Genomic DNA, 25969 nt, shown 5'->3' with positions numbered 1-25969 from the left:
GACTGTCCGAACCCGACAACGACGCCCCGTAAGGACCCCATGACCATCACCCAAACCACCGCAGACGTCCGGTCCGAACACGACCTGCTCGGCGACCGGGACGTGCCCGCGCACGCCTACTGGGGCGTGCACACGCTCCGGGCCGTGGAAAACTTCCCCATCACCGGCCAGAAGCTCTCCTCCAACATGCACCTGGTCCGGGGCCTTGCCGCCGTGAAACTGGCCGCCGCGCGCACCAACCGCGAGCTGGGCCTGCTGGATGCCGAACGCGCCGAAGCCATCGAGCAAGCCTGCCAGGATGTCATGGCCGGACGCCTTGCCGACCAGTTCGTGGTGGACGTGGTCCAGGGCGGTGCCGGGACGTCGTCGAACATGAACGCCAACGAGGTCATCGCCAACCGGGCCCTGGAGATCCTGGGCCACCCCAAAGGCGACTACGCGCGGCTTCACCCCAACGACCACGTCAACCTCAGCCAGTCCACCAACGACGTGTACCCCACGGCCGTGAAGCTGGGCACCATCTTCGCCGCCCGTGAGCTGCTGGCTGCACTCGAAGAACTCGAGGATGCCTGCGCTGCCAAGGCCATGGAATTCCGCACCGTGGTCAAGATGGGCCGCACCCAGCTGCAGGACGCCGTACCCATGACCCTGGGCCAGGAGTTCGGCAGCTACGCCGTGACCATCGGCGAGGACCGGCTGCGCCTGGCTGAAGCCGAACTGCTGATCCACGAGATCAACCTGGGCGCCACCGCCATCGGCACTGGCCTGAACGCCCCCGCCGGCTACGCCGGCGCAGCCTGCCGGCACCTGGCGGAAATCACCGGACTGCCGCTGGTCACCGCCGTCGACCTCATCGAAGCAACCCAGGACGTGGGCGCGTTCGTCCACCTCTCCGGCGTCCTCAAGCGCGTGGCCGTGAAGCTGTCCAAGATCTGCAACGACCTCCGCCTCCTCTCCTCCGGCCCCCGGGCCGGCTTCGGCGAGATCAACCTGCCGGCCGTCCAGTCGGGGTCCTCCATCATGCCCGGCAAGATCAACCCGGTCATCCCGGAAGTGGTTTCCCAGGTGGCCTACGAGGTCATCGGCAACGACGTCACCATCACCATGGCCGCCGAAGCCGGGCAGCTGCAGCTCAACGCCTTTGAACCGATCATTGTCCACAGCCTCCACAAGAGCATCTCCCACCTCGAAGCAGCCTGCCGCACCCTCACGGCCCGCTGCATCAGTGGAATCACCGCCAACACCGACCACCTGCGCCGCACCGTGGAGCAGTCCATCGGCCTGGTCACCGCATTGAATCCCCACCTCGGCTACGCCACCGCCACTGCCATCGCGCAGGAAGCACTTGCCACCGGCAAGGGCGTGGCCGAGCTCGTTCTGGAACACGGGCTCCTCACCGACGCCCAGCTCCTGGACCTCCTGAGCCCCGAACGCCTGGCAAACCTCAGCAAGTAGTCCCCACCTGCTCCGAAGGACACACCAATGACAAATACTCCCCTTCCCGACCACCTGATTGATGGTGGTCACGCGCATGCGTCCGAGACCTCCCTGCACGCGGAGGACAAGGGCTACCACAAGAACCTCAAGCCCCGGCAGATCCAGATGATCGCGATCGGCGGTGCGATCGGCACCGGCCTGTTCCTGGGCGCCGGCGGCCGGCTCAACGCGGCCGGCCCGTCCCTGGTCATCGCCTACGCGGTCTGCGGGTTCTTCGCGTTCCTGATCCTGCGCGCCCTGGGCGAACTGGTCCTGCACCGGCCCTCATCGGGCTCGTTCGTTTCCTACGCCCGCGAATTCTTCGGCGAAAAAGCCGCGTTCGTCTCCGGCTGGTTCTACTGGATCAACTGGGCCACCACCACCATCGTGGACATCACCGCCGCCGCCCTCTACATGCACTTCTTCGGCAACTACATCCCCTGGATGGCCGACGTCCCGCAGTGGGCCTGGGCACTGACCGCCCTCCTCGTCGTCCTGGCCCTGAACCTGGTCTCCGTGAAAGTCTTCGGCGAAATGGAATTCTGGTTCGCCCTCATCAAAGTCGCCGCCCTCGTCGCGTTCCTGATCATCGGCACCTACTTCGTCATCTTCGGCACCCCCGTCGACGGCCAGCAGGTCGGCATCAGCCTCCTGTCCGACAACGGCGGAATCTTCCCCAACGGCCTGCTCCCCATGATCATCCTCATGCAGGGCGTCCTCTTCGCCTACGCCTCCATCGAACTCGTCGGCACCGCCGCCGGCGAAACCGAAAACCCGGAAAAAATCATGCCCAAAGCCATCAACTCCGTGGTCTTCCGCATCGCCGTGTTCTACGTCGGCTCCGTCATCCTCCTCGCCCTGCTGCTGCCCTTCACCTCCTACCAAAAAGGCGTCAGCCCCTTCGTGACGTTCTTCGGCTCCATCGGCGTCCAGGGCGTGGACGTCATCATGAACCTCGTCGTCCTCACCGCCGCCCTGTCCTCCCTGAACGCCGGACTCTACTCCACCGGCCGGATCCTGCGCTCCATGTCCGTCAACGGCTCCGCCCCCAAATTCGCCTCCCGCATGAACAAAGCAGGCGTCCCCTACGGCGGCATCGCCATCACCGCCACCGTCTCCCTCCTCGGCGTCCCCCTGAACTACCTCGTCCCCGCCGAAGCCTTCGAAATCGTCCTGAACATCGCCTCCGTCGGCATCATCATGACCTGGGCCACCATCGTGCTCTGCCAAATCCAACTCAAACGCTGGGCCGACAAAGGCTGGGTCGAACGCCCCACCTTCCGCATGTTCGGCGCCCCCTACACCGGCTACCTCTCCCTGCTCTTCCTCATCGGCGTCCTGGCCATGGTCTTCATCGACTCACCCCTGACCATGCTCGTCACCGCCATCGCCTCCATCCTCATGGTCGCCGGCTGGTACGCCTGCCGCACCCGCATCCGCCAAATCGCCGAAACCCGCGACGGCTACACCGGCACGTCCCCGGTAGTCGCCAACGCTCCGGCTGACACCTTCAAGAAGTAGCTGCCGCAAGACGTCCGACGGCGGCACCTGGGTTCTGGAATTCGCAGAACCCGGGTGCCGCCGTCGGGGTTTAAGGGCAGTTCCCGGCCGTCACTTGGACGGCTTGACCACCAACGCTGACCCTCCGCCGCGCCTTACCGGCTCGGCTGCGGCCAGGGTGCGCCCGTCATCGAGGAATTCGATGGCGGTGGCCGCCCCGATCTCCGAGGCGGAGGTTCCCGGGGCACCGGCCGCCATAAACGTGTGGCCATAGCGGGCAGCCAGGACCTTGCCTGACGGGGAGTCAATGAAGGCCTGTTCCGCTGTCACATTGGCGGTATTCCGCTGGGACGCACGGGGGCCGCGATGGCGTCCGGGGTGCTCATGCCCAGGTCAATGCGGTTGACGATGGTCTGCAGGACGGTGGTGATGATGGTGGAACCGCCCGGTGAGCCCAGTGCCAGGAACGGCTTGCCGTCCTCCAGCAGGATGGTGGGGGACATGGACGAACGCGGCCGCTTGCCCGGCTCGATCCGGTTGGGATCGGCCTTGTCGTACACGGCTGAGAAGTCCGTGAGCTCGTTGTTCAGGATGAACCCGCGTCCGGGAACCACCATGCCGGAGCCGCCGGTCTGTTCAATGGTCAGCGTGTACTCCACCACGTTGCCCCACTTGTCCGACACGGTCATGTTGGTGGTGTTGATGTTTTCCGTGTCCTTCTCGTCCGCGGCAGCGGCAGGTTTCACCGGGCAGGCGCCGTCGTAGGAGGTGACGTCACCTGGCAGCACCGGCTTGGTTGCCGCATGGGTGGGATCAAGCTCGCAAGCGCGTTCCTTGCCGAAGATGGGGTCCGTCAGGGCCTTGGTGGGCACCTTCACAAACGCCGGGTCCCCCACGTACTTGGCACGGTCCGCAAAAGCCAGCGCGCTGGCCTCAAGGTAGTGGTGCAGCACTGCAGGCTGGTCCTTTTTCAGTCCCGGCAGGTCGAACACGTCCAGGATGTTCAGCGATTCGCCCACCGTGGTGCCGCCGCTGCTGGAAGGCGCCATGCCGTAGACGTCGTAGCCCCGGTAGTTCACATGCGTTGGGTCCTGGTCCAGGGCTTTGTAGTGCTCCAGGTCCTCCTCGGTCATCGAGCCTTTGGGGACTGGGAGGGTGGTGTCCTTGGACTTGGGCGGGTTCTGCACGGTGTTGGCGATCTCCTTGGCCAGCGGTCCGTTGTAGAACGCGTCCATTCCCTTGTCTGCCAATAGCCGGTAGGTGTCTGCGAGGTCGGGGTTCTTCAGGACTGATCCTACGGCGGGCGCCTCGCCGCCCGGAAGGTAGATCTCGCTGGTGGCGGGGAAAGCGGAGAAGCGGACCTTGTTCTCTGTGGTCTGAAGATTGAACGTCTTGTCCACCACGAATCCGCGGTCAGCGACCTCAATGGCAGGTTCCAGCGCCTTCTTCAGGCTGAACTTCCCCCAACGCTCCAGCGCGCGTTCCCACGTGGCGGGCGTTCCCGGGACGCCCACCGAGACGCCGCTGGTGACGAGTTCTGGCGTGAAGTTGTAAGGTTTGCCGGTCTTCGGATCGATAAAGGCATCATGGGTGATACCCGCCGGCGCCGTTTCCCGCCCATCGATGGTGCTGACTTTCCGGGACTTCGCGTCGTAGTAGACGAAGTAGCCGCCACCGCCAATTCCGGCGCTGTACGGTTCGGTGACCCCCAAGGTGGCTGCCGCGGCGACGGCGGCATCAACGGCATTTCCGCCATGGCTGAGGACATCGATGGCCGCCGCTGACGCTTCCGGGTCCACAGTACTCACCGCGCCGCCGTAACCGGTGGCCGTGGGGTTCTTGTCGGTGTGGCGCCCGTCGCCTTCATGCGGGTTTGTCGCGACTGCGGGGCTGACGGCCCCCGTGGTGACGCTTATGGCCAGCGCGGCAGTAACAGCTGCGAGCCGGCGTCCGAAATGTGGCATGGTGGCTCCTAAATGGGGGTTTGAGTGATGTGGGCCACGCTACTCTTCGGGTAGGACACACTCAACGGCTCCGGAAAGGAAGGGTGCACCATGGCAGGATCCAAGCTCGCGGTGGTAGGCGCGGGAAGCGTCGGAACCTCGCTGGCGTACGCAGCATTGATCCGCGGCTCTGCCAGCAACATCGCACTGTTCGATGTCAACGCGCCCAAGGCGGAGGCTGAAGCCCTGGACCTTGCCCATGGCAGCCAGTTCGCCGCGGCGTCGGCCACCGTAACAGGCGGCGGGGACATCGCCGTTACGGAAGGCGCCGACGTCGTGGTCATCACGGCCGGCGCCAAGCAGAACCCCGGCCAGAGCCGGCTGGACCTGGCCGGCACCAATGTGCGGATCCTGGAGCAGTTGATGCCGCCGCTGCTGGAGCAGGCACCGGATGCTGTCTATGTCCTGGTGACCAACCCGTGCGATGTCCTGACGGTGGCCGCGCAGCGGATTTCCGGACTGCCCCCGGAGCGGATCTTCTCCTCCGGAACGGTACTGGACACGTCCCGGCTGCGCTGGCTGTTGGCCCGCCGGGCAGGGGTCTCCGTCACCAGCGTCCACGCCAGCATGGTGGGCGAGCACGGCGACACCGAATTCCCGCTGTGGTCCGGCGCCACCATCGGCCCGGTCCCGATCCGCGACTGGACGGTTGGCGGGGAACGGATCTTCACGCCCGAATCCCTCACGGGCGCCGCCAAGGAAGTGGTGCAGGCCGCTTACAAGGTCATCGCGGGCAAAGGGGCCACGAACTACGCCATCGGCCTCTCCGGCGCCCGCATCGTGGAAGCGCTGCTCCGCGACGACAACGCCGTCCTGCCCGTATCCACGGTCCTGTCGGGGCTCTACGGGATCTCCGGGGTGGCGCTTTCCCTGCCCAGCGTGGTGGGCCGCGGCGGCGTGCACCGGGTTCTTGAGACACCCATGGACGACGACGAGCTGGCAGCACTGCGTCACTCCGCGGACACCCTGCGGCACTCCATGGACGCGCTGGGCCTCTGAGTGGACGTCATGCAACGCCGCCGCAACCCTCCCGGGCGGCGGCGTCGCATAAGCTCACTTCCAGGTGCCAAACGCTGGCCCACCGGGACTGGCTCGACGACGAACCAACAGGAGTAACGCATGACCAACTGGCGGATCAGGGATTTCCATTCGGCGGACCTGGACGGGATCCTGCACCTGTGGGAGACGCTTAAGGCCAACAACGTGGAGCCCGTCTATGCCCTGTCCGAGGTCCTCGCCTCCTGCGAAAAAGACCATGCAGTGGTGGCGGTGCTGGGTGAGCAGGTGGTGGGCGCCGCCGTCGGGCGGGCCGCCCACGACCAGGGCTGGATTGTCTTCCTCGCCACCCTGCCCGAATACCGGGGCCGCGGCATCGGCACCTCGCTGCTGGCCGCCGTCGAAAACCGGATGGCCCCGCATGGCCTGAACAAGCTCTCGGCGCTGATGCCGGAATCCGAAACCCGGGTGGAGGCGTTCCTGGGCCGCGGCTTCGCGCTCAAGAAGAACCTCCGCTACTTCGAACGCACCATCCCGGTCCAGCGGCAGGAGCTCGGTGCCCTCGGCCAGCTCGGCGGCCGGGTCCTGGCACGCGACCTGTGGGAAAACGTGGCGGGGATGCGCAAGGAAAAGGAACTGCTCGAACGCCGCCTGGTGCTTCCACTCGCCGAGGCGGACCTGGCCGATGAATTCGGCGTGGTGCCGCCGCGCGCCGTCGTCCTGTTCGGCCCCCCAGGCACCGGCAAGACCACCTTCGCCAAGGCCATCGCGTCCCGGCTCGAATGGCCGTTCGTGGAAGTGTTCCCCTCGCGGCTGGCCGGTGATCCCCAGGGCCTGGCCGGCGCACTGCGCGAAACCTTCCTGGAAATCGCCGAGTTGGAGCACGCGGTGGTGTTCATCGACGAGGTGGAGGAAATCGCCTCGCAACGGGCCGGGGACCCGCCGTCGCCGCTGCAGGGCGTGACCAACGAGCTGCTCAAGATCATCCCGGCGTTCCGCGAACAGCCCGGCAGGCTCCTGGTCTGCGCCACCAACTTCATCCGCGCCCTGGACTCTGCATTCCTGCGCCACGGTCGGTTCGACTACGTCATCCCCATCGGGTTGCCGGACCGGCAGGCACGCGAAGCCATGTGGCAGCGCTTCATCCCCGCCACCGTGGTGGACGGCGTGGACGTGGAACTCCTGGTGGAGCGCACCGATGGTTTCTCCCCGGCGGATATCGAGTATGCCGCCCGGAGCGCGTCACAGCGGGCCCTGGAAAAGGCAGTGTACGACGACGGCGGGCTGGCCTCGGGGGGCGATGTGTCCGTCCGGGAGGCGGTGCGGAAGGGCCCTTCCACCCAGGACTACCTGGATGCCATCGGTGACACCCGGACCACCGTGAGCGCTGAAGTGCAGGCGGATTTCCTTGAGGACATCGAGGCGCTGGGGCGGGTCTAGCTCCCGGAACCGGAGTCGTACCGGAGGTTTTCGTAGTCCGTGTCGTCGGCCTCGTCCAGCTGGGCGTCGAATTCCTCAAGCAACCATGGGTTGGCCCGGGCCAGGATCTTCCGGACTTCTTCCACCTCTACGGCGGCATACAGCACGGGCCTGGCATCACGGTACTTGGTGACCGGAGGCTTGTCCGGCCACTTCGCCGCGAGCGCCTGGACACGTTCCGGCAGCGAATTGTGGGCATTGTCGGCGATCTTGACCAGGGCGGCGTCATGGTCCTGGGCGATCTCGAGCATGCCGGCCTGGTAATCATCCGGGTTGCTGTGCAGTCGGTTAGTGACGCGCTCGATGATGTCCACCGAACGCTCCGGGACCCCCATGTCCAGCAGTGCCTGGCGGGTGATAGGTGTGTCCTCGGCGATGTCGTGGAGATACCCGGCGATCCGGATCTCGTCGTCGAAGTCCGCCAGGGCATCGCCCACGGCAAGGACGTGCTCCCGGTACGGGCGCTTCAGCTTGTCCTTTTGCCTGTTGTGGGCCACTTCGGCCAGGACCTTGGCTGTTTCCACCGTAAACCTGGGTGCGGGGTTCTGCTCCGGAAAGTGCTCGCGTGACATGCACTAAGCCTAGGGCGTGGTTGCCGCCTTGGGTGTCCACACCCAAGGTTCCCGGGGCAGGGCTCCGGGGCGGAAGGCCGGCAACGCCTGCCCCAGCGTCCCGCCCGGCAGTCCGACGGACGCCAGCAGCCTGTCCCGGACCTCCCCTGCCGCCACCCCGGTCTTCGCCAGGTCAGCGAGCGTGACCGCACCGTCACGCTTGGCCAGCCGCACGCCGTCTTGGTTCACCACAAGGGGAACATGCGCATATTCCGGTATTCGAATATTCAACAGGCTTGCGAGATACGCCTGGCGGGGGGTGGACGGGAGCAAGTCATCACCGCGGACCACCTGGTCTATGCCCTGTTCGGCATCGTCCACCACCACGGCAAGGTTATAGGCCGTGACGCCGTCGTTGCGCCGCAGCACAAAGTCGTCCACCACCCCCGTGAACTGTCCGCGGAGGACATCCGTCACGGTGAACTCCGCGACGCCGGCCCGCAGGCGGAGGGCGGCGGGCCGGACGGAACGCTTGAACTCCAGCTCCGCGCGGTCCAGGTTTCGGCAGGTTCCCGGGTAGGCGCCCTGCGGGGCATGCGGCGCGGACGCCGCCTCCTGGATCTCCCGGCGGGTGCAAAAACACTCGTACGTGAGGCCCGCCCGCGTGAGCCGGGTGATTGCCTCGGCATAGAGGGGCCCCCGGGCCGTCTGCCTCACCACGTCGCCGTCCCAGGTGACGCCGATGGCGGCCAAGTCCCGTAACTGCTCCGCCTCCGCCCCCGCGCGGGCACGGTCGAGGTCCTCCACCCGCAACAGGAAGGCCCGGCCGGTGGAGCGGGCGAAGAGCCAGGCGAGCATGGCGGTGCGGAGGTTCCCGATATGTAGTTCGCCGGAGGGGCTGGGGGCGAAGCGGCCGGCGGACGTCATGAACCAACCCTAGACCGAACGACACAAGAGCCCCTCAGCTACCGATGACAGCGGAATTCCGACGTCGGTAACCCAGGGGCTCTTGCCGTGTTTGCAGAGTGAGCATGGTGTGAACAAGCCTCATTCAGCGGCGGCCTCCTTGCGGGAAGCGGTGTCCAGGGTGCGGGTGGTGTGCCGGGAAACCTGTAAGCCTGCGGGTTCGAGCGGTAGCTCTTGCCCTTATTGCCACCATTCCAGCAGACCACCTACAGTTGGTACAACAAGCAGGACTTTGGTTAGTCATACTGATCAATTCCTTACGCGGAAGCAGGCAGGAAGTGATCAGATTGCAGGAACTGGACGCAACAGACAAGCGGATCCTGAATGCACTGGATCAGGACCCGCGGATCCCGGTCATGGTGCTCGCCCAAAAGCTGGGCCTGGCACGCGGAACCGTGCAGTCACGGATGGAGCGGATGGCGGCGTCGGGCGCCCTCCGGCCCAACAGCAGCCGCGTCCTGCCATCGGCCCTGGGGCGCGGCGTCGCGGCGGCCGTGAGCGCAGAACTTGACCAAAGCCACTTGAATGAGGCCATCGATGCACTGCGGCGGATCCCCGAAGTCCTGGAGTGCCACGCGCCGGCCGGGGACACCGACCTCCTCATCCGCGTGGTGGCCAAAAGCCCTGACGACCTCTACCGCGTCTCCGAGGAAATCCGTCTCTGCCCCGGCATCGTCAGGACGTCCACGAGCATGTTCCTGCGCGAGGTCATCCCGTACCGCACCACCGGATTGCTCGAAGGGTAGCCGTTGCCCAGCTGCTACACCGGCGGCCCGGCGTTGGATTTCAGGTTCTTCATGACCAGCGTTGACGTCAGCCGCTCCACCCCGGGCAGGGACGTGAGCTCGGTGTCGTAGAAACGCTGGTAGGCCGGCAGGTCTTCGGCGATGATCTTCAGCAGGTAGTCAGGCGAGCCGAACAGCCGCTGGGCCTCGATGATGTTCGGGTTCCCTGCCACCCGGTTCTCAAAAATCTCCATCGTGGACCTGTCCACCTGGCGGAGCGTGACGAACACGATCGCCTCGAACCCCAGGCCCACCGCAGCCGGGTCGACGTCCGCCTTGTAGCCGCGGATGACTCCGGACTGTTCCAGTTCCCTCAGTCTCCGGTGGCATGGTGCCACCGTCAGCCCCACCTTGGCAGCAAGCGCCGTGGCCGTCATCCTGCCATCCTCCTGGAGGTGGCGCAAAATATTCCTGTCGATACTGTCGATCACGCAATAAACATATCGGTTCGGCGGTGAGTCGGGCGAAAACCGGACAGCACTTTTGGCTGAATTCTCCCTATGGTTGCTCCTGAGAGTATTCCCGACAGGAGAAAACCATGAATCCGCAGCTGTTCCTGGCCTTTTTGGTGGTGGCCGCCGCCCTGGCGTGCACGCCGGGAGTGGACTGGGCCTACACCATCGCAGCGGGACTGAGGCAGCGCAGTTTCGTTCCGGCGGTGGCAGGACTATGCGGCGGATATATCCTGCACACGGTCCTGCTGGTGGCAGGACTGGCCGCGGTGCTGGCCGGGTTGCCCGGCGTCCTGGGCTGGATCACCCTGGCAGGTGCCGGCTACCTGCTGTGGCTCGGGGTGGGAACCCTCCGGTCCTGGCGGAGGGCCACCTTCAGCGCCCATGCCGACGGCGGCTCCGGCACCCAGCTGCGCACCTTCCTGCAGGGCATGGGCACCAGCGGGATCAACCCCAAGGGCCTGCTCTTCTACGTGGCGCTCATCCCACAGTTCATCAGCGCCGATGCTTCCCTGCCCGTGCCAGTGCAGTCCGGACTGCTCGGCATGACGTTCGTTGTCCTGGTGGGCGTGGTCTACACCGTGGTGGCCCTGCTCTCACGCACGCTGCTGCGAAGCAGGCCCGGCGCCGCCCGGGCGGTGACCCTCGCCAGTGGCATCATCATGGTGGTGCTGGGGGCCGTGCTGCTCGGTGAGCAGCTGGTGCCGTTTCTGGCCGCCCGGGCGTAGCACCGGGTCAGGGGGGCTCCTAGTCCCCGTTGAGTTCCTTCCAGTCCTGCTCCCAGATCCGCCGCATCTCCTCGTCCTTGCGGATGGGTACCGGCGCCCCAAGCTCGCGCTGCGGTTCCGGGTCCGGGCGCCGGCGGCCCCAGTCACGCGGGTTCAGCGTCCGGCGGCTTGATTCCAGCACCAGCAGCGCCCGGTCAGTCAACGCATCATTGCGGAGCGTCAGGTGGGTCTTGCGACGGCGGAGTACCTCAGCGATGGCTTGGTGTGCGGCGTCCAGTCGGCCCTCCCTGCGCAAGGCACGGGCGCGGACCAGCAGCAGGGCGGCGGAAAGATCGTCCGCGTTCAGCAGTCCGTCGGTCCAGTCGATGACGGTCCGGGTTCGACCCAGCGCAAGGGCCAGAGAGCAGCGCGCCAGGGCCATGGGCAGCGACGGCGGCAGCCCGGTGAGCGCATCGAGAGCAGCTTCCGTGCGGCCCGTCTCGCGGAGCGAGTGGGCGAGGGCCAGGAACACCGATTCCTCACTGAACAGGACGGGGATCTCCACCCGCTCGGCCAGTTCTATCCTGGTGACGATCCGGGTGAGGTAGGTGGAGGAGTAGCGGTTCGCCTCGTCATCGTTCCTGGTGGTGAGGCCGCGCTGGAGGAGCTCGGAAGCCCTCAGGTAGCCGCCATGCTTGTATATCAGCAGTCCGGCCATCAGGTAGCAGAGACCGGCCCAGCCGGGGTAGGCGCGCGCCAGGGTGATCAGGCGTTCCGGTTCGCGGCTCGTGAAGACAGCCTCGTGGACCGCCTTGGCCGGCTTGGGCATCAGCCGCTTGAGCCGGGGCACCTCGCCGTCGACGGACAGCAGGGCGGGATTGCGCCCGCCCAGGACGCCGGTCAGCAGGCCGCCCACACCTCCAGCAAGGTCGTGGACCGGAGTGCGCAGGTATGGCTGGCCGAAGGGAGTGAGGTCGCGGCTGTCCCAGTAGATCGGTGCAGTTTCCCCGGAGCCCATCCTTCCATGCTAACCGCGGCCGGCCGGAGGCGGACGCCCATCCCGGAAGGCGGCGCCGGGCTGGGGGCCTGGGACTCTAAGCGCCGGCCGCGGCTATCCACACCCCGATCACCCAGGTACTGGCAGCCAGGCAGGCGAGCCCGAATTCGGCGAGCATTCCCAGACCCGTGGCCTTCAGTGCCGCCCAGCTGGATCGCGCCGCCGTCGACATGTTCCGGGTGCGGAGGAACTCGCTGGCCAGCAGCCCGGCGGCGAAGCCAACGAAGAGTCCCACTACCGGGATGATGAACATTCCCGCCACACCCGCCACCAAAGCCACCACGACGCTGCGGCTTGGAATGGCGTGCTGCTTCAGTTTCCGGCCGGTGAGGACGGCGCCAGCTGTCATTCCTGCGGCCACAAAGATCATGGCCACTGCGAATACCACCCATCCCGCCGCTCCGGCACCGCCCCAGATGGCCCACGCCAGCAGGCTCACGCCGATCAGGACGCTCCCGGGCAGAACAGGAATGATGGTGCCGGCCACCCCCACCAGGATCGCCAGGCCGCACAGGATGGTCACCACGGTTTCGGAGCTCATGGTGCCCAGTCTAGGGTGCTGCCTTAATGCCCGACGGCGGTACCTCCTTCAGGAAAGGAGGCACCGCCGTCGTGGTTTCCGGGGAAGGAAGCCCTACCCTGCTTCGACCGCTGCGGCGACCGCGGCGGTGACTGCCGGGGCCACGCGGGGGTCCAGGGGGCTGGGCACGATGTAGTCGGCCGACAGCTCCTCTTCGGCGAGCTCGGCGATGGCGCGTGCCGCCGCAAGCTTCATGGCAGGGGTGATGCGGCGGGCGCCGGCGTCGAGGGCACCGCGGAAAATGCCGGGGAACGCCAGGACGTTGTTGATCTGGTTCGGGAAATCACTGCGGCCCGTGGCCACAACGGCGGCGTACTTCACGGCGACCTCAGGCAGGACTTCGGGGTCCGGGTTGGACAGCGCGAACACGATGGCGTCCTTGTTCATGGTGGCCAGGTGCGCCTCGTCCAGCTTGGAGGAGGAGACGCCGATGAAGACGTCGGCACCGGCCAGTGCCTCGGCGGGTCCGCCGGAGATGCCGCGGGGGTTGCTGCGGCCGGCGATGTCCGCTTTCTTGCCCGCGGGGCTGGCGGCGAGGTCGGCCCGGTTGCTGTTGATGACACCGCGGGAATCGAGCAGCACCACGTCGGAGATGCCGGCTGCCAGCAGGATTTCGGCGACGGCGATTCCGGCCGCGCCTGCACCAGACACCACGACCTTGAGCCCTTCGAGGCCGCGGCCGGTTACCTTCGCGGCGTTGGTGAGGGCAGCAAGGGCCACCACGGCGGTGCCGTGCTGGTCGTCGTGCATGACCGGGCAGTCCAGGGCTTCGATGAGCTTTTCCTCAAGCTCGAAGCAGCGCGGTGCCGAGATGTCCTCAAGGTTCACGGCGCCGAAGCTGGGGCGGAGGCGGACCAGGGTCTCCACGATCTCGTCCACATCGGTGGTGTTGAGGACCAGCGGGATGGAGTCGAGGTCGCCAAAGGTCTTGAAGAGGGCGGACTTGCCTTCCATCACCGGAAGCGAGGCGCTGGCGCCAATGTTGCCCAGGCCCAGGACGGCGGTGCCATCGCTGACCACGACCACCAGGCGTTCCGCCCAGGTCAGTGTGCGGGCGAGTTCGGGCTTGGCATGGATGGCACGGCTGACCTCGGCGACACCCGGCGTGTAGGCGATGGACAGGTCCCGCTTGTTGGACAGCGGAACAGTACTGGTGACGGACAGCTTGCCGCCCTGGTGGGCGCCGAAGATCTCTTCTTCGGTCAGGGCAGTGGCTGCTGAGTTGTCGGTGGCGGTGATTGCGTCAATGGACACGTCGTTGTCTCCTGGTGCTTGCCGTGGGCGCACGGCACATGGGGCTGGAGCCCGGCAGCGGGCCCAGCATGGAAAGTAGTGCGACAGGAAACCCAGGGGTGGCGGGTCCGTGGGGAACGCCGGGGATGTTTCCGCCCTGCCGCTCCTGTGCCTCCATGGTAGGCAGCCCCAGGGGTGCGGTCCGGCCACCCTTGACACGAAGCAACCCTGCTAAAACGCTTACGCAGGATATCTTGTGGTCCGCATCACGTGATTATGGCGGATTTAATGCCGTTTTGGTCTAGACCAGTTACGCGGTTTTGCCCACTGTGAACCCTGATTCAGCACCGGGGGACAGCCGTCCGCAGGCCTTTTTGAGGTCCTCCTCGGCTTCGAAGAGCGAGAGGCGGCGGTTGCGCACTGACTGGACCAGACCAGTGACGGTCAGGAGCAGGACCCGGGCGCCAACGGCATCACCGCAGGCTCCGGCCACAAGCTTCTCACTGAGCGCGTCGATCTCGCGCAGCAGATCCGTGGTGTCCTTCTCGGGGAGGTAGACGCCCCGGCTGAGGCACTGCTCCACCGCGGGCTGCATGACGCGCATGTGGAAGATCTCCATCAGCAGGCCGGAAAGCGCCCGGCCGCGGAAGCGCGGGGACGAGCCGCGGGACCCTGCCTGCAGCTCATCCAGCTGCTGGCGGTACAAGGCGAGCATCAGGTGCGTTGGGGAGGGAAAGTACCGGTAGAGCGTGCCGAGCGGAACGTCCGCTTTTTCCGCGACCTCGGAGAGTTCCACGGCGTCAAGCCCGGTCCGGGCAAACCCTGCAGCGGTGTCGAGGATCCGTGCATAGCGGAGCCGCTGGCGCGGAGCGGAAGGCCTGGCGGCCATGGGCGGATGGTCTGAAAAAGTCTCGGGCATCAGCATTCCGGGGTTGTGTTTTAGCGACTGCGGCCAGGAGCGCCCCCACTTCCGTACCGCCCTGCAGCCGGTTCAACTATACGGCACAGGTCCGTGCCCTAATTCGTCAGCCACCCTTACTATCAAGGGCCGCAAGGTCAGTCGACGCCCTTGATCTTCACCACGAAGACGGCGCCCAACAGTCCGATGACCGCCGCCGTGAGGAACAGTGTCCGGTAGCCGCCGCAGTAGGCCACGGCCAGCAGCGCCAGCCCCGGGGCAACCACCTGCGGCAGCGAGTTGGCCACGTTGATGACCCCCATGTCCTTGCCGCGGCTGACCGCGAAGGGCAGGACCTGGGTCAACAGTGCGAAGTCAACGGCAAGGTAGGCGCCAAACCCAATGCCCAGGACGGCGGCACCGGCCAGGGCTCCGGGCCACACGGGAAAGAACGCCATGATGGCACCCGCCATCGCGATGGTGGCGGAGGAGGCGATGACGAAGGGCTTCCGGCGCCCCACCCGGTCGCTCCAGGGCCCAGCGGCCACGGCGGTGATCATCACCATGACGGCGTAAATGCCCGTCAGGACCAGCACTCCCGCGGCGGGGTCCTCATGGTGGATGACGTCCCGCAGGAAGAAGAGCAGGTAGACGATGGTCAGTTGGTTGCCAACGTTCACCAGGAACCGTGTCAGCCAGGCCCAGGCGAAGTCCGGGTGGCGCCGGGGGCTGATCCAGAAGCCCCTGATGAATACCCGGGGGCGGAAAGCCTCCAGTTCCGACTTGGGCAGAGCGGGGTCATTGCGGTGGAACAGGTACGGCAGAACGGACAGCAGCAGGGCCCCTGCGCAGAGCCAATAGCCCACCAGGAAGTTTCCCGAGACCACGGCTCCGAAAACCGCCCCGGTGAGGATGCCGAGGGTCTGGCCCATCGCTGCGAGGCCGCCCACTCCTCCGCGCTGGACCACGGGGACCCGGTCGGGGACCGCAGCGGTGATCGCTGCGTAGGCGGCATTTGCGCCCAGCTGCACCAGGCACCAGAAGAGGACCATCAGGGCCACGGCGCCCGAGAAGGACATAGCCACAAGCGCCGCAGCAGCAAGCACTGCCCCGGCCAGCACCCACGGAGCCCGGCGGCCGAAGCGCGACGTTGTCCGGTCCGAGAACGCGCCGGCCAGGGGATTGGCCACCAGGGAAACAGCCGCGCCGCAGGCCGTGACCAGCGAGAGGATGGCTTCCTTGCTGGGCGCGTCGATGCTGATGGCCTGTTGGCCGATGAAAACGTTAATCGGCCCGAAAAATGCCGCGTTGATACCCACGTTCACCAGCACCAGGCCGGTCACCCAGCGGGCGGTGACCTTTCGCACCGGCTCGGCGAGCGCCGCCCCGGTGCTCTCCTCTTCCGCGGGCGGCCCCGAGGGCGCGGGAGTGTTGGACAGGCTCATTGCGTGGCTCCCCCCGGTGCGGCCGTTTGGCAGTGGGATCAGACTATCGTGGGCGGTATCGCGCCGCCCGTCCCAAGGCGCCGCATGTGCATAATCCACCACCAGGCGAGGAGAGCCACGTGACCACACCAGCAGGAACCGGATCCGCCCCGGCCGTGAACACCGCCGATCTTTATGATGAGCGCGGCGACGGGCTGGCGTCCGTCTCGCTGCAGTTCCAGTCCCTGGGCGGCCGCTCCCACTTCAGCGGCCCGGTCCGGACCATCCGCTGTTACCAGGACAACGCCCTGGTGAAGTCCACGCTCGGCTCCCCGGGGAACGGTGCGGTCCTGGTGGTGGACGGCGGCGGCTCGCTGGGGACTGCCCTGATGGGGGACATGATTGCCGAAAGCGCCGTGGCCAACGGCTGGGCCGGCGTCGTCATTAATGGCGCCATCCGCGACCGGCTGGCCATCGCGGAACTGGATCTTGGCGTCAAGGCGCTCGGCAGCAACCCCCGCAAAAGCCAGAAGGCCGGAGCCGGCGAGGTTGACGTGGATGTAGTGATCGACGGCGTGACCTTCCGCCCCGGAGCCACCGTCTGGTGCGACCCGGACGGCATCCTCGTGGAGCCGTGAGGAAGGGCGGGCAAAACTTCTTCGGTAAAAATCCGAGGACGGGGAATAGAAAGAACCGGTAAGATAGTTACTGAAAGCAACTATCGCTGCTTATATCCTTTTCTTTCCTTGGAGCACCCATGTCCAAAGCCCCTTCCGCGCCCCGTGCCGGAGAAGCACTGACGCAACGACAGATCGTCACGGTAATGGTGGGCCTGATGCTGGGCATGTTCCTGGCGTCGCTTGACCAGACCATCGTCTCCACGTCCATCTACACCATCGCCAACGACCTCGATGGGCTCTCGCTGCAGGCCTGGGCCACCACCGCGTACCTCATCACGTCCACCGTCAGCACGCCGCTGTACGGCAAGTTGAGCGACATCTTCGGGCGTCGGCCGCTGTACCTGACGGCGATCCTCATCTTCCTGGTGGGCTCGCTGTACGCCGGCTCGGTCCACTCGATGACCGAACTCGCAGCTGCCCGCGGCATCCAGGGCCTGGGCGCCGGCGGCCTGCTGGCCCTGGCGCTGACCATCATCGGCGACATCGTCTCGCTCAAGGACCGCGCCAAGTTCCAGGGCTACTTCATGTCGGTGTTCGGCATCTCCTCCGTCCTGGGCCCGGTGGTGGGCGGCGCGTTCGCCGGTTCCGCCAACATCCTCGGTTTTGACGGCTGGCGCTGGGTGTTCTTCATCAACATCCCCATTGGCCTCGCCGCGCTCACGGTGGTCTTCCTGTTCCTGCACCTGCCCGCCAAGCACCTGAAGCAGAAGATCGACTACTGGGGCGCAGCCGCGATCACCGTCGCCATCGTTCCGCTCCTGCTGGTGGCCGAACAGGGCCGCACCTGGGGCTGGACGTCGCTGAACTCCTTCCTTTGCTATGGCCTGGGCGTGGTGGGCATTGCGTGGTTCCTGCTGGCGGAAAAGCGTGCCGGCGACTACGCCCTGATCCCGCTCCGGCTCTTCCACAACGTCACGTTCGGGCTGTCTTCCCTGCTGAACTTCATCATCGGCATCGGGATGTTCGGCGCCATCGCGATGCTCCCCATGTACCTCCAGCTCGTGAAGGGCCTCACCCCCACCGAGGCCGGCCTGATGATGATCACCTTCACCGTGGGCATCCTGTTCGGTTCCATCACCGCCGGCCGCACCATCTCCGCCTCCGGGACGTTCCGCATCTTCCCCATCATGGGCACCGGCATCCTGACCGCGGCCGCCCTGGTGATGGGCTTCTCCCTGGGCGTTGACACCGGGCTCTGGGTGCCGGGCGTCATCGCGGTCTTCTTCGGCGTCGGCCTGGGCTTCTGCATGCAGCCGCTCACCCTGGCCATGCAGACCTCGGTACCGCCGCGGGACATGGGCGTGGGAACCTCCTCCGCAGCGTTCTTCCGCTCCATGGGCGGCGCCGTGGGCACCGCCGTCTTCATCTCCATGCTCTTCAGCCTGGCGGCCAGCCGCATTGCCGACGGCATGAAGGCCGCCACCACGGACCCCGCCTACCTGGCCGTCCTGAAGGATCCCGCCGTCGCGTCGGACCCCGCCAATGCCAAGCTGTACGACTTCTTCAAGAACGGCGCGTCCAACGACTCCCTGAACGACACCAGCTGGCTCCATACCGCCAACAGCACGCTCACCAGGCCCATTACCGAAGGCTTCGCCACGTCCATTGACACGGTGATGCTGACGGCCGCGGCCCTGACTGGCCTGGCATTCCTCATCAGTTTCGCCCTTCCCCGCAAGAAGCTGACGGACCAGAAAGCATCCCCGCAGGACGACGACAGCATGCAGATCCCGGCGCACTGACGCCGGGCACCCTGCCGGGGTGAGCGGGACAGTGGGATGAGACGACGACGGCGGCACGGCCCGCCGTCGTCGTCGTTCCTTAAGGCCCGGGCAGACCCTGCCAAGTGGAACCTGCGGCGGTGACGTGCCACACTGTTTAGCGCGTGTGCGCCGGCCCCTCCGGCCGGTACCGCAGCCGACGACGTCCGCACCGCATCCATAAACCCCCAAACCCAGGGAGAACCATGCCCACTGCACAGGAGCAGACCAATACCGGGATACCGCGGCGGGTGATCTGGCTGGCACTTGCGGGGGCGGTGGGCGGATTCCTCTTCGGCTTCGACTCGTCCGTGGTCAACGGGGCCGTGGACGCCATGAAGGAAGAATTTGCCCTGTCCGAGGCAGTGACCGGCTTTGCCGTGGCCATCGCCTTGCTGGGCTGCGCGGCCGGAGCCTTCTTGGCCGGCAAAGTGGCTGACCGCTACGGCCGCATTCCGGCCATGAAGCTGGGCGCGCTGCTGTTCCTGGTCAGCGCCATCGGTACCGGGTTCGCGTTCGGCGTCTGGGACCTGGTCTTCTGGCGCCTGGTAGGCGGCCTGGGCATCGGCCTGGCGTCCGTAATCGCACCGGCATACATATCCGAGATTTCACCGCGAAAGGTCCGCGGCCGCCTCGCATCCCTGCAGCAGCTTGCCATCACCACGGGTATCTTCGCTGCCCTCCTCTCCGACGCGCTCTTCGCCACCAGCGCAGGGGGCGCAGACCAGGCCTTCTGGCTGGGCATTGAGGCGTGGCGGTGGATGTTCCTCGGTGCTGCGGTGCCGGCCATCGTGTACGGCTGGGTTGCCTTCACCCTGCCCGAATCCCCGCGGTTCCTGGTCTTCCAGGGCAAGGAGGACGAGGCCCGGACGATCTTCGACTCGATCGCACCCGCGGAGGACACGGAGCGCCATATCCGCGATATCCGCGAAGCCATCGAGGAGGACAAGGTGGCCGGCCAGAAGGGATCGCTGCGCGGCAAGACCCTGGGCCTGCAGGCAGTGGTCTGGGTGGGCATCATCCTCTCCGTGCTGCAGCAGTTTGTTGGGATCAACGTGATCTTCTACTACTCCACCACCCTGTGGAAGGCTGTGGGGTTCCAGGAGAAGGACTCCCTGGCCATCTCGGTGGCAACGTCCATCACCAACATCCTGGTCACCCTGGTGGCCATTGCGCTGGTGGACCGTGTGGGCCGCAGGCCCATCCTGCTGGCCGGCTCCGTAGGCATGGCCGTGTCCCTGGGCGCCATGGCCCTGGCCTTCTCCTCCGCCACCGGCTCGGGCGAGGACATCAGCCTCCCCGGCGCATGGGGTCCGGTTGCCCTCGTGGCCGCCAACATCTTCGTCATCAGCTTCGGCGCCTCCTGGGGTCCGCTGGTATGGGTGCTCCTGGGCGAGATCTTCCCGTCCCGGATCCGCGCCCGCGCGCTGGGCCTCGCTGCGGCGGCGCAGTGGGTGGCCAACTTCGCGATCACGCTCAGCTTCCCGGTCATGGCCTCGGCGTCCCTGCCGCTGACGTATGCCATGTACGCCCTGTTCGCTGCCGCGTCCTTCTTCTTCGTCATGTTCAAGGTGCCGGAGACCAACGGCATGTCCCTGGAGCAGGCAGAGACGCTGTTCGTGCCGAAGGGTTCAGCGAAAGCCAAATAACACCCCATCACATCCTGCGGCCTTTCCGGGGACGCCCCATCGGCTTTCGCCGGAAAACAACAAACCCTCCATCACCTGGTGTGATGGAGGGTTTGTTCGTTGTCCGGATATCTACACGACGTGCGGTTCGTGCGAGGACAGGTAGGCCCGGCCACCGAAGGCGATCAGGATGGCAATCACCATGGCCACGGCACCGGCGAAGAACGGAACCTGCGGACCGAAGTGTTCACCGAGCTGGGCTGCCAGGAAGGGGGCCAAGGCTCCGCCCATCCAGCGGACGAAGTTGTAGCCGGAGGACGCCACGGGCCGGGGCGAATCGGAAACGCCCATGGCCAGTTCGGTGTAGATGGTGTTGTTGACGCCCAGCAGGGCACCGGCAACGATCACCAGGACGACGACGGCCGGAACCGAGTGCCCGGCGGCCAGTCCCAGCCCGGCCAGGTCCAGCATGAGCAGGAACAGGGTGCCGGTCAGGACCTTGACGGCACCGAAGCGGGCCTGCAGGGGCGGGGCAACGAAGACGGAGAAGACCGCCACGGCTACGCCCCAGCCGAAGAACACGCCGCCGATGCCGTAGGCGTTCATGCCCAGGATGAAGGGGGTGAAAGCCAGGATGGTGAAGAAGCCGTAGTTGTAGAACAAGCCGCTTGCCGCCGTCGTACGGAGGCCCTTGTGGCCCAGCGCCAGCAGCGGGTCGCGCAGCCGCACCTTGCGTTCGGGCAGCGGCGTTTTAGGCAGCAGGGCGATCAGGGCGATGAAGGCGGCCGCCATCAGGACCGCAGTGCCGAAGAACGGTGCGCGCCACTGCCAGCCGCCCAGAAGGGCTCCCAGGAGCGGGCCCAGGGAGATGCCAAGGCCCAGGGCGGCTTCGTAGAGGATGATGGCGGTGCCGGCACCGCCGCTGGCCACGCCCACGATTACAGCGAGGGCGGTGGCCACGAACAGGGCGTTGCCCAGGCCCCAGCCGGCGCGGAAGCCCACCAATTCACCGACGCTCGCGGACAGGCCGGACAATGACGAGAAGACGACGATGACGGCCAGGCCGATCAGCAGGGTCTTCTTGCCCCCGATCCTGGAGGAAACAAAGCCGGTGATCAGCATGGCGAGTGCGGTGACCAGGAAGTAGCTGGTGAAGAGCAGCGATACCTGGCTGGGGCTGGCATTGAGGTTGGTGGCGATTGCCGGGAGGATGGGGTCCACCAGCCCGATCCCCATGAAAGCGAACACTGCGGCGAGGGCGGTAGCCCACACTGCCTTGGGCTGCTTCAGGAACGAGGCCTTTTCGGCCTGCAGGGTGGATTCTGGTGCCGGCAGGGTTTCTGCGAGCTGGCCGTCCATGGAGGGTACTCCTAAGTTCGTGGCTGTTTCAGTGCGGGTGGGTGGTTCAGTTCTGGAGTGACGCATTGATTTTGTCGATCACCGGAAGGGCTTCCGCCAGGGCTTTGCGGTCCCGGTCGGTAAGGCCGCTGAGGATGTCTGCCATCACCTGGTTGCGGCGCTTGTTCGCGGCGTCGACGGCGGCGCGGCCTTCGGGGGTGAGGATCACCCGGACGGCGCGGGAGTCTGCCGGGTCAGGTTCGCGGCGCGCAAGGCCTGCGCGTTCAAGCTTGATGATCTGCTCGGTGGCGCTGGGCACGCGGACCCCGAGGTTCCGCGCGATCTCGCCGACGCGCTGGCCATCGCCGAGCAGCATCTTGAGGGTGCTGAGCTGGGCGGCGCTGAGTTCACCGTCCGCGTCGAGCCGCCGGACCAGGTAAACGCTGTGGCGGAGGGCTTCGCGGAACCCGCCGGCGAGTTCCTCCAACTGGGGATCTATGTCATTCATCGTTAGGTAGCCTAACATTTAGGGCACCTAACGGTCAAGGCCCTAGAGGGTCAACTTCATCCCGACGTGGCTGGCCTCGAAACCCAGCTGTTCGTAAAACCGATGCGCGGCCGTGCGGCTCTGGTGCGTTGTCAGCTGCATCAGGTTGCAGCTCCGCCTGCGGGACTCCGCGATGGCCCAGCCCACCATCAGCTTCCCGATCCCCTGGCTGCGGAGGGACGCGTCCACCCGGACGCCCTCGAGCTGCGAGCGCCATGCCCCGTGCCTGGAAATGCCGGGGAGAAAGCTCAGCTGGAACGTGGCCACCACCGCTGGAGAATTTTCGCCGGGCCGCACCAATTCGCCCACCACCAGCAAGTGGGAGGGGTCGGCCGCGATCGCTTCAAAAGCCAGTTCGTAGGGTTCCATGTCCGCGCCGTACTCCCGTCCGGCCCCCATGGCGTCGTCGGCCAGCAGCCGCACTATGGCGGGCAGGTCGGCGCGGGTGGCGTGGCGGAGTCTGAACGTCCCGCCGTCGACGTCGGCGGTAAACAGGGCAGGAACGGCATCTTCAGCAGGGGTCACCTGCCCAGCTTTGCACAGGAACCGAACGACGCCGGCACTTGGGGAAGTGCCGGCGTCGTTGTGATGGGGCGTTGCCGGAATTCCTGCAGGATCGGATGGCGCGTTGCGTTAAAAGCCGCAGGAAGTGATGGCGCGTGCCGGGGGGCGTCAGGCCGGGGTGCGGGCCAGCTCCGCCTGCCGCTCCTCCACCAGGGTGGCGACGGCGTTGAACAGTGGATGGTCCTTCCCCAGCCCGGTGATCTTCTCCGTGGCATCCGCCGGACTTTCCGAGCCCAGGATGGCCGCCAGCTCGGTGGCCTCGCTATCCGCAGGATCGGTAAAGCGCAGGGCGGCGGCAATGGCACCCAGCAGGGCTTCCGGCACCACGCCGCGTTCCGCCAGTTCCGCAGCCGGGCCGATGAACCGTTCATGCCGGCTCAGCTTCCGCAGCGGTGCACGACCCACCCGGTTCACGGTGTCAGGCAGGTACGGGTTGGAGAACCGGACCAGGATCTTCTGGACGTAGGCCTCCTGTTCGTCGTTGCTGAACCCATGCTTGGCCACCAGGAGCTGCTTGGTTTCCTCAAGCACCGCCCGCACGTCCTCGGCCACGTCCTGGTCCGCCATGGCGTCGGAAATCTTCTCCACGCCGGCTTGGAACCCGAGGTACGCCGCCGAGGCATGTCCGGTATTGACGGTGAACAGCTTCCGCTCGATGTACGGCGACAGGTCATCCACGAACGTGGCACCAGGGATCTCCGGGGCCGCGTCGCCGAAGGCGGTGCGGTCGATGACCCACTCGTAGAAGGTCTCCACGGTCACGTCCAGGCCCTGCCCGGCCTCCTGGTTGGGCACGATCCGGTCCACGGCTGTGTTGGCGAACACCGCCTTGCCGTCAAGGACTGCGGCGGTGACTCCCGGCTGGGACGCCACCTCCCTGGCCAGGATGTCCGTGGCGTTGATGGCGTTCTCGCAGGCCATCACCTGCAGGGGCGCCAGGCCCGGTTCCCTGGCAACAATGCCCTTGGCGATCACGGGTGCCACGAACTTCAGGATGTGCGGGCCCACCGCCGTGGTGACGATGTCCGCGGTCGAGATTTCCTGGACCAGCTCAGCCTCCTGGGCGTTGGAGTTCAGCGCCCGGAAGTTGTCCACCGTCCGCACGGCGGGGTTCTCACCCACCTCGTGCACCGCGTAGCTCTCGGCCTGCGAGAGCCGGGTGATGAGTTCGTCGGCCACGTCCGCGAACACCACCTCGTAGCCTGCGTCATGCAGGAGCAGGCCCACGAAGCCGCGGCCGATATTGCCGGCACCGAAATGTACTGCCTTCACTATGCGTTGACCTTTCCGAAGAGCTCCAGGACTTCATCCTCGGACGTGGCAGCCTCGAGCCGGGCCACCTGCTCCTTGTTGGTGAAGACCTTGGCGATGGAGGACAGGATGTGCAGGTGCTCGTTGTTGATGCCTGCCACGCCCACCACGAACTTGACCTGCTTGCCGTTCCAGTCGATGCCTTCCGGGTAGCGGATGACGGACACCGCCGATTTGCGGATGTGGTCCTTGGCGGCGTTGGTGCCGTGCGGGATGGCCAGGAAGCTGCCCATGTAGGTGGACACGGATTCCTCGCGTTCGTGCATGGCGGCAATGTAGCCCTCGTCCACGGCTCCGCGCGCCAGCAGGAGCCGGCCGGCTTCGTCGATGGCGGCGTCACGGGTGGTGGCCTTACCGGTCAGCACCACACTCTCGCGGGCCAGGATTTCGGAGGTTCCGTTGGCGGAGGCGCCGGACGCCGCAGCTGTTCCCGCGGCAGCGGGCGCTGCGTCAACGGGGGCGTCGGCGGCGTGCGCACCGTGGGTGGTGCCGGCGTCGGACTTTTCCCCCTCGGTGTTGCTCTCACGGACCAGCTCGACGATCTCGTCATAGCGCGGGCTGCTCATGAAGTTGTCCACGGAGTAGTGGACGGCGCTGGACGTGGCCGGCTTGGCGCGTTCGGTGAGGTCCTGGTGGGTGACCACCACATCGTAGGTGTCCGTGAGGTTGGCAATCGAGGCATTGGTGACCTTGACGTCCGGGAAGCCTGCCGCCTTGATCTTGTTCCGCAGCACCGAGGCGCCCATGGCGCTGGAGCCCATACCGGCGTCGCAGGCGAACACGACGTTCCGCACGGGGCCCGCCAGGACGCCCACCCCGCCGCGGCCGGCGGCTGCACCAGCGGCAGTTCCTGCACCGGCACCGGTGAGGGTTGAGGCAACGGAGCTCTTCTTGCCCTTCATGGCTTCCATGCGGGCGGTAGCGTCACCCAGGTCGGCCTCGTCGCTGTGCTTGGTGGTGCGCAGGATGACCGAGGACACCAGGAAGGAGACGGCCGCCGCGAGCACCACGGACAGGATTACGCCGAAGTAGCTGTCACGCGAGGTCTGCGCCAGCACGGCGAAGATGGAACCCGGGGCGGCCGGCGCGACCAGGCCGGAGTTGGTGACGGCCAGGGTGGCGATGCCGGTCATGCCGCCGGCGATGGTACCCAGGATCAGCAGCGGACGCATCAGGACGTACGGGAAGTAGATCTCGTGGATGCCGCCGAGGAACTGGATGATGGCTGCGCCGGGGGCCGATGCCTTGGCGGCGCCGCGGCCGAAGAACGCGTAGGCGAGCAGGAGGCCCAGGCCGGGACCGGGGTTGGCCTCCAGCAGGAACAGGATGGACTTGCCCTGCTCCAGCGACTGCTGCACGCCCAGCGGGGTGAGCACACCGTGGTTGATGGCGTTGTTCAGGAACAGGACCTTGGCGGGCTCGATAAAGATGCTGGTCAGCGGCAGGAGGCCGTTGTGGACCAGGAACTGCACGAAGTTGCCTGCGGCAGTACTGAACGCCGTGACCAGCGGCGATATGCCGTAGAAGCCCAGCAGCGCCAGCAGGGCGCCCCAGATGCCTGCGGAGAAGTTGTTGACCAGCATCTCGAAGCCGGGGCGGATCTTGCCGTCCCAGATCGAGTCGATCTTCTTCACGGTCCAGCCGCCCAGCGGGCCCATGATCATGGCGCCGATGAACATCGGGATGCCGGCACCGACGATCACGCCCATGGTGCCGATTGCCCCCACCACGCCGCCGCGGACGTCGTAGACCATCTTGCCGCCGGTGTAGCCGATCAGCAGCGGCAAGAGGTAGGTGATCATGGGGCCTACCAGGCCAATGTTGGGCTTCCCGTCGGTCTCGCCGAAACCACCGAGCTGCGGTACGGGCAGCCACCCCTTCTCAATGAAGAGGGCGGTGATGATGCCCCAGGCGATGAACGCCCCGATGTTGGGCATGATCATGCCGGACAGGAATGTCCCGAACTTTTGGACGTGCACGCGCGCGCTGGTGCGGGGTTTTGCAACTGTCTCTGTTGCCATGTGATTTCCTAAC

22 protein-coding genes and 1 pseudogene are annotated in these 25969 nt (G+C 66.3%); 9 read left to right on the top strand and 14 right to left on the bottom strand.

The features are described from left to right. Positions 1-39 precede the first annotated feature (39 nt). Together NIBR502771_RS06175 and NIBR502771_RS06170 are read left to right on the top strand one after the other, a co-directional pair. Positions 40-1455 carry an aspartate ammonia-lyase gene (locus NIBR502771_RS06175; protein ID WP_141158969.1) on the top strand — a complete coding sequence of 472 codons (1416 nt, stop codon included), beginning with the start codon at positions 40-42 and terminating at the stop codon, positions 1453-1455. A gap of 27 nt (positions 1456-1482) precedes the next feature. Beyond that, positions 1483-2997, top strand: coding sequence for an amino acid permease (locus tag NIBR502771_RS06170; RefSeq protein WP_141158968.1), 1515 nt, complete (start codon positions 1483-1485; stop codon positions 2995-2997). A 90-nt stretch (positions 2998-3087) separates the two neighbouring features. Here NIBR502771_RS06170 and ggt read toward each other — a convergent pair. Then, a pseudogene (gene ggt, locus NIBR502771_RS06165) lies at positions 3088-4940 on the bottom strand (gamma-glutamyltransferase). Between the two features lie 90 nt (positions 4941-5030). Between ggt and NIBR502771_RS06160 the strand changes: the two are divergent. Together NIBR502771_RS06160 and NIBR502771_RS06155 are read left to right on the top strand one after the other, a co-directional pair. After that, on the top strand, positions 5031-5978 hold the full coding sequence (locus NIBR502771_RS06160; protein WP_141158967.1) for an L-lactate dehydrogenase: 948 nt from the start codon (positions 5031-5033) through the stop codon (positions 5976-5978). 120 nt (positions 5979-6098) lie between these two features. After that, positions 6099-7415 (top strand): ATP-binding protein, encoded by a 1317-nt coding sequence (locus tag NIBR502771_RS06155; protein ID WP_141158966.1) that lies wholly within the window; start codon positions 6099-6101, stop codon positions 7413-7415. On the opposite strand, the gene NIBR502771_RS06150 is transcribed toward NIBR502771_RS06155, so the two are convergent. Both NIBR502771_RS06150 and gluQRS read right to left on the bottom strand, forming a co-directional pair. Continuing rightward, positions 7412-8026, bottom strand: a complete 615-nt coding sequence (locus NIBR502771_RS06150) for an HD domain-containing protein (protein WP_141158965.1) — start codon at positions 8024-8026, stop codon at positions 7412-7414. The two genes, NIBR502771_RS06155 and NIBR502771_RS06150, sit on opposite strands and share 4 nt — an antisense overlap. Before the next feature lie 9 nt (positions 8027-8035). Next, a complete protein-coding gene (gluQRS, locus tag NIBR502771_RS06145; protein ID WP_141158964.1) occupies positions 8036-8932 on the bottom strand; it encodes a tRNA glutamyl-Q(34) synthetase GluQRS in 897 nt (298 codons plus the stop codon). Between the two features lie 326 nt (positions 8933-9258). On the opposite strand from gluQRS, the gene NIBR502771_RS06140 reads away from it, so the two are divergent. Next, positions 9259-9717: an Lrp/AsnC family transcriptional regulator gene (locus NIBR502771_RS06140; RefSeq protein ID WP_210411392.1), complete on the top strand. Its 459-nt coding sequence runs from the start codon at positions 9259-9261 to the stop codon at positions 9715-9717. 14 nt (positions 9718-9731) lie between these two features. Here NIBR502771_RS06140 and NIBR502771_RS06135 read toward each other — a convergent pair whose 3' ends face one another. Then, complete coding sequence (locus NIBR502771_RS06135; RefSeq protein WP_141158962.1) at positions 9732-10187, bottom strand: Lrp/AsnC family transcriptional regulator; 456 nt, start codon at positions 10185-10187, stop codon at positions 9732-9734. Positions 10188-10294: 107 nt separating this feature from the next. On the opposite strand from NIBR502771_RS06135, the gene NIBR502771_RS06130 reads away from it, so the two are divergent. Then, the gene (locus NIBR502771_RS06130) at positions 10295-10936 is read left to right on the top strand and encodes a LysE family translocator (protein WP_141158961.1); all 642 of its coding nucleotides are present in this window, start codon (positions 10295-10297) and stop codon (positions 10934-10936) included. Positions 10937-10955: 19 nt separating this feature from the next. Here the strand turns inward: NIBR502771_RS06130 and NIBR502771_RS06125 are convergent, their stop codons facing one another. The 5 genes from NIBR502771_RS06125 to NIBR502771_RS06105 all read right to left on the bottom strand — a co-directional run bounded on the left by NIBR502771_RS06125 (position 10956) and on the right by NIBR502771_RS06105 (position 16128). Continuing rightward, positions 10956-11933 (bottom strand): hypothetical protein, encoded by a 978-nt coding sequence (locus tag NIBR502771_RS06125; protein WP_141158960.1) that lies wholly within the window; start codon positions 11931-11933, stop codon positions 10956-10958. Positions 11934-12009: 76 nt separating this feature from the next. Beyond that, complete coding sequence (locus tag NIBR502771_RS06120) at positions 12010-12513, bottom strand: DUF456 domain-containing protein (protein ID WP_141158959.1); 504 nt, start codon at positions 12511-12513, stop codon at positions 12010-12012. A 93-nt stretch (positions 12514-12606) separates the two neighbouring features. Next, a complete protein-coding gene (locus NIBR502771_RS06115) occupies positions 12607-13806 on the bottom strand; it encodes an NADP-dependent malic enzyme (RefSeq protein WP_141158958.1) in 1200 nt (399 codons plus the stop codon). Positions 13807-14095: 289 nt separating this feature from the next. Further along, entirely contained in the window at positions 14096-14704 is a 609-nt protein-coding gene (locus tag NIBR502771_RS06110; RefSeq protein ID WP_141158957.1) for a TetR/AcrR family transcriptional regulator, read from the bottom strand. Between the two features lie 137 nt (positions 14705-14841). Continuing rightward, positions 14842-16128 (bottom strand): MFS transporter, encoded by a 1287-nt coding sequence (locus NIBR502771_RS06105; protein WP_141158956.1) that lies wholly within the window; start codon positions 16126-16128, stop codon positions 14842-14844. Between the two features lie 119 nt (positions 16129-16247). Between NIBR502771_RS06105 and rraA the strand changes: the two genes are divergently transcribed. The 3 genes from rraA to NIBR502771_RS06090 all read left to right on the top strand — a co-directional run bounded on the left by rraA (position 16248) and on the right by NIBR502771_RS06090 (position 20196). Next, positions 16248-16745: a ribonuclease E activity regulator RraA gene (gene rraA, locus NIBR502771_RS06100; protein ID WP_210411338.1), complete on the top strand. Its 498-nt coding sequence runs from the start codon at positions 16248-16250 to the stop codon at positions 16743-16745. A 119-nt stretch (positions 16746-16864) separates the two neighbouring features. After that, on the top strand, positions 16865-18529 hold the full coding sequence (locus tag NIBR502771_RS06095) for an MDR family MFS transporter (protein ID WP_141158955.1): 1665 nt from the start codon (positions 16865-16867) through the stop codon (positions 18527-18529). A 224-nt stretch (positions 18530-18753) separates the two neighbouring features. After that, the gene (locus tag NIBR502771_RS06090; RefSeq protein ID WP_141158954.1) at positions 18754-20196 is read left to right on the top strand and encodes a sugar porter family MFS transporter; all 1443 of its coding nucleotides are present in this window, start codon (positions 18754-18756) and stop codon (positions 20194-20196) included. 111 nt (positions 20197-20307) lie between these two features. On the opposite strand, the gene NIBR502771_RS06085 is transcribed toward NIBR502771_RS06090, so the two are convergent. The 5 genes from NIBR502771_RS06085 to NIBR502771_RS06065 all read right to left on the bottom strand — a co-directional run bounded on the left by NIBR502771_RS06085 (position 20308) and on the right by NIBR502771_RS06065 (position 25956). Then, positions 20308-21534 (bottom strand): MFS transporter, encoded by a 1227-nt coding sequence (locus NIBR502771_RS06085; protein WP_141158953.1) that lies wholly within the window; start codon positions 21532-21534, stop codon positions 20308-20310. A gap of 46 nt (positions 21535-21580) precedes the next feature. Continuing rightward, positions 21581-22021: a MarR family winged helix-turn-helix transcriptional regulator gene (locus NIBR502771_RS06080; protein WP_141158952.1), complete on the bottom strand. Its 441-nt coding sequence runs from the start codon at positions 22019-22021 to the stop codon at positions 21581-21583. Positions 22022-22063: 42 nt separating this feature from the next. Next, positions 22064-22585 carry a GNAT family N-acetyltransferase gene (locus NIBR502771_RS06075; protein WP_168225722.1) on the bottom strand — a complete coding sequence of 174 codons (522 nt, stop codon included), beginning with the start codon at positions 22583-22585 and terminating at the stop codon, positions 22064-22066. A gap of 147 nt (positions 22586-22732) precedes the next feature. Continuing rightward, positions 22733-23896, bottom strand: a complete 1164-nt coding sequence (locus NIBR502771_RS06070) for a mannitol-1-phosphate 5-dehydrogenase (RefSeq protein WP_141158951.1) — start codon at positions 23894-23896, stop codon at positions 22733-22735. Beyond that, the gene (locus NIBR502771_RS06065) at positions 23896-25956 is read right to left on the bottom strand and encodes a PTS mannitol transporter subunit IICBA (RefSeq protein ID WP_141158950.1); all 2061 of its coding nucleotides are present in this window, start codon (positions 25954-25956) and stop codon (positions 23896-23898) included. The genes NIBR502771_RS06070 and NIBR502771_RS06065 overlap by 1 nt, the downstream gene beginning before the upstream one ends. Between the last annotated feature and the right edge of the window lie 13 nt (positions 25957-25969).

The organism is Pseudarthrobacter sp. NIBRBAC000502771 (assembly GCF_006517215.1).
In the GTDB taxonomy this organism is placed as follows: domain Bacteria; phylum Actinomycetota; class Actinomycetes; order Actinomycetales; family Micrococcaceae; genus Arthrobacter; species Arthrobacter niigatensis.
The sequence above is the reverse complement of the archived record's forward strand: the minus strand, read 5'-3'. Positions and strand labels throughout refer to the sequence as shown.